General features: G+C 68.2%; 3 protein-coding genes. 1 reads left to right on the forward strand and 2 read right to left on the reverse strand.

From position 1 onward, the window contains the following. Positions 1-449 precede the first annotated feature (449 nt). Entirely contained in the window at positions 450-1,481 is a 1,032-nt protein-coding gene (locus tag AB0B68_RS26970) for a hypothetical protein (RefSeq protein WP_357197354.1), read from the forward strand. A gap of 99 nt (positions 1,482-1,580) precedes the next feature. Here the strand turns inward: AB0B68_RS26970 and AB0B68_RS26975 are convergent, their stop codons facing one another. Both AB0B68_RS26975 and AB0B68_RS26980 read right to left on the reverse strand, forming a co-directional pair. Then, positions 1,581-2,048: a peptidoglycan-binding domain-containing protein gene (locus AB0B68_RS26975; protein ID WP_357208116.1), complete on the reverse strand. Its 468-nt coding sequence runs from the start codon at positions 2,046-2,048 to the stop codon at positions 1,581-1,583. Positions 2,049-2,232: 184 nt separating this feature from the next. Next, positions 2,233-6,183 (reverse strand): helix-turn-helix domain-containing protein, encoded by a 3,951-nt coding sequence (locus AB0B68_RS26980; protein ID WP_357263579.1) that lies wholly within the window; start codon positions 6,181-6,183, stop codon positions 2,233-2,235. Positions 6,184-6,663: the final 480 nt, after the last annotated feature.

Genomic DNA, 6,663 nt, shown 5'->3' on the forward strand with positions numbered 1-6,663 from the left:
CGTCGTTGTCCGGGCCGCGCGGGGCGGCTCCGTAGCTAGCGTCGCAGCAGATCTCCGGCTTCGGCGCCTACTCCCTGACGTACATCGGCCCGGACCTCTCCGGGGTCGACGCTCCCTGACCGGGTGATGCGCTCTCGGGCATGCCAATAGCCGGATATGGAACAACATGTCAGGCAGCTTCTTGTGGCTGTTCGCCGCCGCCCGGCCCCTGCAGAATTTGGGTACGCCAGGTGACACGGCCGGCAATGATCGCCACCCGACGGGGAGTGAGATGCGGATCCTCAGCGATCGGCTCTGCTCTGGCTCGCGGGTCGGTCCTGCAATTGACAGGCATGCTAGTTTGATGTCCCGCGAAGCGGAGTCCACGGAAGCACCGGGACAACCAGCGCGGACCTCTGTTCCTACTTCGTAGCCCAGCGTGCCCTCATGCGCGCTCGGGAGGAGCTGTCGTGCCCAGAGAAGTAATCGCCTTCGTGCCCCAACACACCACCACCAAGTCGCGTGTCATGGCAATCGTCGACAAAGGCAACGGCAACGAGCTGGATGCCATCGCGACGCTCGATTGGCCACACCAGGCGGTCGCCATTTGTAACCTGTTGAACTCTCCAGACAAGGGGCAGGAGAACTTCTCCGGCCTCTGGCTCAGTCTTCCGGCAAGCGTCCGAGCCGGGCTTGACCAAGCAGCCCAACAGCGCGTCGACGTCACCGATGAACGGCAGTTCCTCGCCACCTGGTTCGTGAGCGAACTCGACGTCCCCAACCTGCCGAGGGACGGCAGCAAGATCGATTGGGCGGGGTTGTTTCCCGCCGCGCAGTGTCCCGCCGATGGGTGCGACTACTGCGACGGCTGTCCGTCGTATGCCGAACGCCGAGGTGATGACGCCGGCAGCGGCCAGTGCGGTCCCGGCGGATCGTGCCGCTGCCTGATGGAGAGCTCGGACGACGACGAAGAAGTCTGCGTATGTCCCTCGTGGAGCGTCGGCCCTCGCTGGGCTGCTGCTCTCTACGAGTCGTTGTGCGGTATGGCGGAGGTCCTTGTTGATCAGGCGGATGGCCTCATGTGGGGGATCGAAGGTCCCGCGGTCGCGTTTCCGGCTTCGTTGATCGCGCAGCCGCCAGAATTCTTTGTTCGGCTCGCGCAGACCTGCGTCGACCTGTGTGACCTGCTGGCCAGGGGAGTGACGCCTGTGCCACACACCATCGCTGAGCTGCTGATGCTCGACGAGGCAGCGCGCTCTCACCTTGTGAGCCACACGACGAGTGCGGGCCTCGATGTCGACGCCATGAAGCAGGAGTTCGAACACCTTCCCGAAGGACACGGTGACTTCGAGTTGGACGCCCTGTGGATGTTCCAGTTCACCAACTCGGACTGGGAGAAGATCGCCGAGTCCGAGACGACGTACCAGCCGTACTCCATGGACCGCATCTTCGACCTGCTCCCGGAGGCTGCGGAGTGGCCCCGGAACGTGAAGCCGGCGTAGCAACGGATCAGCGTCCACCAGCACAGCACAGCGCACCGTGCTGAGCCGGCGGTGACAACGTTTGCGTTGTCACCGCCGGCGGGGTCTACCCAGCGGCAGTTACGGCAGCGGACGGCCGAGACGGGCACAGGTACGGGTTCCGTAGGTTCCGCCCTGGTAGGCGGGGAACTTCAGGGACGCGCGTGACTGCGGCCCGAACTGGCCGTCCGCGCTGATGCCCGCCTTGCTCTGAGCGAACTTCAGCGCGTTGAAGGTCAATTGGCCGAAGGCCGCGTCCTCGCTGAGCAGCGTCTTGCCGGCGGGTGCGAGGTAGCAGTCGTTCAGGGCCTCCTGGAGGGCGCCCGTGCCCGGTCCGCCGTCGCCCCAGACCAGCGAGCACGGCAGGACGCCGTACTTGCCGACCGGTGCGGCGACCTGATAACCGGCCTGGTTGCTGACGACGTCGTAGGACTCGCATTCCGGCTGACTGCGAGCGTGGGCAGGGCTGGCGGCGACGAGCGTGCCCGCGAGCACGGTCACGAGCAATGCGAGCAGTGCTGCCAAACGCTTCATCGAGTTCTCCTTCATCGCGGTGTCGTCCGATGCCCGGGACCCCCGTCGGGCTTCTCCCCGGGCAGTCGGACTCCTGGCAGGACATCCACCGCACGGCTCGTGTCCTGAAGTCAGGCTGGTGCGACGCGAGGTTGTCCAACAGGGCGGTGGCGCCGGACAAACAACGTCGGACAACCCTCAGGACGTGTGCGCAGCTCAGTCAGCGACTCGGCGGTGAGCCGCAGGAAGGGGCGTACCGTTCTGAGGGGATGTGCCTCGCCCACTCCTGCCGGGTCAGCTCACGGCCGGCCTTGGTGCAGATCTGAGCCCTGGCGGCGCGGAGATCGAACGACCAGCGGACGATTCGGCCGTCCTCGGCACCGGAGATGAGAGTTCCGGCCGCAGTGAAGGCGAGCCCGCGGACTCTCGCGCCATGGCCGCTGAGGGTCGTGACCCGTCGCTGGGTGACGGTGTCCCAGATGATGATGGTCCGGTCGTCACCTGCGGACGCGATCCTGCGGCCGTCGCGACTGAAGGCAAGGACCTGGACGGGTGCGGTGTGGCCGTGCAGTACGGCGATTTCGCTGCCGGCCGCGGCATCCCAGAGCTTGACGCTACGACTGTCGCCGGCGGTCGCGAGCAGAGCTCCGTCAGGGCTGACAGCGATGTCCTGCACTGTGCCCTGCTGGCTCTTCACTCGGCTGAGAAGTGTGCCGGTGGTGACGTCCCACGTGTTGACGAAGCCGCCCACGCTCGCGCCCAGGAGACGGCGGCCGTCCGGGGTGAAGGCCAGCGACGTGACGATCTGCGCCGGGAACCTGGCTGTGATGTCCGTCGGGTTGTTGATGTCCCCGACGTCCCAGATGAAGGGGCCGAGCGTGGCGGCTGCGACGAGACGACCACCAGGATCGAAGGCAACGTCCGTGGACGCACCGACTCCCTTGGACACGATCGGTCGGGTGGCGTGTCGTCCACGTTGGAGATCCCAGATCGTGACGATGTTGTTCCGGGTCACGGCGGCGAGCCGGAGCCCGTCGGGGCTGAACGCGACGGCCTGGACCTCGTCTGGGTGCCCGCTGAGAACGGCCACCTGTTCACCGTCGGTGTCCCAGAGGCGGACGGTGCCGTCGCTGCCCGCTGAGGCGACACGTGTTCCGTCCGGGCTGATCTTCAGGTCTTTGACCTGTGCCGCGAAACCGCTGAACGGGGCGTCCTCCAGATTGTGGAGCACGATGGTTCCGTTGAAGCCGGCCGAGGCGAGCATCGCCCCGTCCCGGCTCAGTGCGACGGACACCGTTTCGGTGCGGCCGCGGTCCTGAAAGGTCTGCAGGGACTCGCGGCGTCGCACGTCCCACATCGTGATCGCGCCGTTCTCGTCGGCCACGGCGAGCTTGCTGTCGGTGGGCGCGGAGATGGTCCATGCGTAGCGGCCGGCCAGCGGTAACGGCGGAAGGCGGACCGGCTGGCCGGTGGCAAGATCCCACAGGTACACCCCGCGGTCGTCGGCGGAACCCGCGAGGACATACCCCGAGGGACCGAAGGCGACCGAGAAGACATGCTGGGCGGACAGTCTGGCGAACACGGTGCCGGTCGCCACACGCCAAGCGGCCGGGTGCTCCACCCCGTCGCTGGAGACAAGGATCGCGCCGTCGTGGCTGAACGTGAGGGATCTGACCGGACTCCGGTGCTCGCGGAGCACTGTGCGAGTTGTGGTCCGCAGATCGTAGAGGGCGATGTCGCCGGCACGGCCCGCATTCGCGTCGGCGCCGGGGCCGGCCGTGAGGCCGACGGCGAGCTTGGTCCCGTCCGGGCTGAAGGCCATGCCCGACCCGAGGCTGTTCTCCGTCAACCGGGTCTTCTGTTGGCGCGTCGCGACATCCCAGATGATGATGGACTTGTCGATCCCGACGGAGGCGAGCAGCCTTCCGTGGTCCGCGAAGGCCAGGTCGGAGGTCCGACCGGTGTGACCGGAGAGGTTGGCGATCCGCTCGCCACGTGCGGGGTCCCACAACCCGATGGTGCCGTCACCGGCCGCTGAGGCCAACAGGGAATGGTCCGGGTTGAACGCGACCGTGTAGATGGAGGGCCCGCCGACGTTGAGTTCGGTGCGGCGGGGCGCGGCCGCCGCGCTCAGCACGCTGCCCTGGGTCTCGGTGTTGGAGTTGAGGTGATCGGCCTCGACGGCCAGCAGGCCGGCCAGATCGGGATCGGTCGCGAGCAGGGATCGGGCTTGCAGCGACAGTTCGCTGGAGAGCGCGGCAACCTGCTGTCGGCGGGCGTCCTGGCGTTGTCGTACCGCGACGGCGCCACCCAGCAGGGCGAGTACGAGCAGGGTGGATATGCCTGCGACGAGACGCTTGAACAGGCGGGACTGACGTCGGCCGGCGTTCTGCTCGGACTCGGCGAGAGCGGAGCTGGCGTGCAGGAAGGAGCTTTCGAGTGCGTTGAGCTCCTCCGGACGGTCCTCGGCCAGGGCCTGCGCGCCCAGGAGTTGGGTTCCCCGGTACAGGGCTCCGGTATCACGGTCGAGCGTCGCCCAGGTGTGCGCGGCTTCGGTGAGACGCCGGTGGATCAGCAGGTTCGCCCGATCATCGGCCAGCCATCGGTGCAGCCGCGGCCAGGCCCGGATGAGCGCCTCATGGGCCACCTCCACGGTGCCGTCGCCCATGACCACCAGACGGGATTCGGCCAGCTGATCCAGAACTCGGGCGGTGACCGCCTCATCGGCGATGCCGTCGAGTTCGGTACGCATGATGGGCCGCCGGGTGTCCTCGGTACCGTCGCCCAATGCGGTGAGCCGCAGGAAGACCCGGCGAGCGGCGTGTCGCTCGGCTGCCCCGAAGTCGCCATAGGCCCGCTCGGCGGTCTGGGCGATCGCCCCGCGTACGCCGCCGCTCGCCTGATAGGCCGACAGAGTGAGGGTTTCCCCGCTTCGTCGTTGCCACGTCTCGAGGAGCGCGTGTGAGACGAGCGGCAGAGCGCCCGGCTCGTCGGCGGCATCGGCGAGCACCGTACTGACCAGGTCGGCTTCGACGCCCATGCCGACCTGGGCGGCGGGCCGAATGATGATCTCCCGCAGGTCGGTGGCGCTCACCGGCCGCACCAGGAGGTGCGCCTCGTCCTCCAGCGCGACGGCCAGGTCCGGATATTGCATGAGGTGGGCGAGGAAGTCGGCGCGTACCCCGAGTACCACAGTGGTGCGGCGATCGGCCCCCCGCGCGGCGTCCAGCAGCGCCTCGATGAACCGGCGGCGTTCCGCCTTGTCGGGGCAGAGTGTGAACACCTCCTCGAACTGATCCACCACCAACAGCGCGCGGGTCTGCGGGGGGCCGCCTGCCAGTGCGCTCCGCACCGCGATGTCGAGCGCGGCGGCATCCGCCGCCAGCTCCTTTCGGATCTCTGGGGCGTCCTGGCCGGTCAACTTCGCGACTTCGGCGGCCAACGCCTCCAGCGGGTGTTCGGTCGGCGTCAACAACATCGTCTGCCACCGCTGGGCGAGCCCACGGTCGGCGGTGATGGCTCCCAGCAGACCGGCCCGTAGCAACGAGGACTTGCCGCTTCCGGAAGCCCCGACGACTGCGGTCAGGCACCGCCGATCGGCCCGTGCCAGCAGCCGCTCGACCAGCTCCGTACGGCCGAAGAACAGCTCCGCCTGCTCGGGCTGGAATGCCGTCAGCCCCTGATACGGGCAGCGTTGCGCGATGGTCTCGGCGGTGCTGGAGGCGACCGCCGCTTCGGCGATGGCCGACCACCGTGCCCGCCATTCGGCCGGGTCGCCGCCGCAGGCCTGAACGTACGCGAGCGTCACCTCCAGCGTCGGCAGCCGGTCACCCTTCGCCGCGTCCGCCAACGTGCTTGCCGAGTAGTGCGCGCGCCGAGCCAGGAGCCGATAGCTCGGGTTGCCCGCGTGCTCCCGCAACTGTCGTAGCTGCCACGCCAACCGTTGCACCGGGCCCGCCGCCGGGTCCACTGGCTTCTCCGGACGGCCCAATACCCACCTCCGCATACTGGGCCGCAACTCTGGCCGCGCGACCATGGCGAGCTTCGGCACGGGCGCCCATCGGATCGGGCCAGAAGAAGTATCCAGTTGTGGCGATGCGGTTGCGGCCCGGGGCTCGGTCCGCGTCGCCAGGCAGCAGGTAACGACTGTCCCACGGGAGCGGGGGAACACGCGGTTGGGCCTGGCGTTGCGCTACCGTCAAGGCGCGCGCCCCCGGCGTCGATCAGTCCGCGTCCGCCGGCCGTCGGCCGTCGATGGCCCGCATGACCCCACCAATCCAAGGAGACCCGATGCCGGAGCCTGAGCCCGCCCAGGACGCCGACGCGGCGGCAGCCGACACCTCAACCACGGCCGAGACCGAGGGTGAGCCCGATCCGCCTGCCGCTCCCGCGAATCGGGCTGCCCGACGCGCGAAGGGCAAGGTCGCCTCACCTCAACCGTTCGGAAAGGGTCAGAACCCCACTGGCCGGGGCTCGGTCCAGGGCCCCCGCCAGTGGGGTAACCGCCGTAGCGGTTGATCCGTGACAGGCGCTCTGTCACCACACCCATGATCAGCGCGGTGGTCGGCATCATGCCGATGCCGGTCGTGGGTGGCGGGGGCCAGCCTCCCGCACCGCCCCCAAAAACCCTACTAAAACAAAAAAAAAAAGA

The organism is Micromonospora sp. NPDC049049, assembly GCF_040649115.1.
Classification (GTDB): domain Bacteria; phylum Actinomycetota; class Actinomycetes; order Mycobacteriales; family Micromonosporaceae; genus Micromonospora.

Excerpts from the sequence above, each read along its gene's own strand:
- AB0B68_RS26975 (WP_357208116.1), bottom strand. The coding sequence starts at position 2,048 with ATGAAGGAGAACTCGATGAAGCGTTTGGCAGCACTGCTCGCATTGCTC.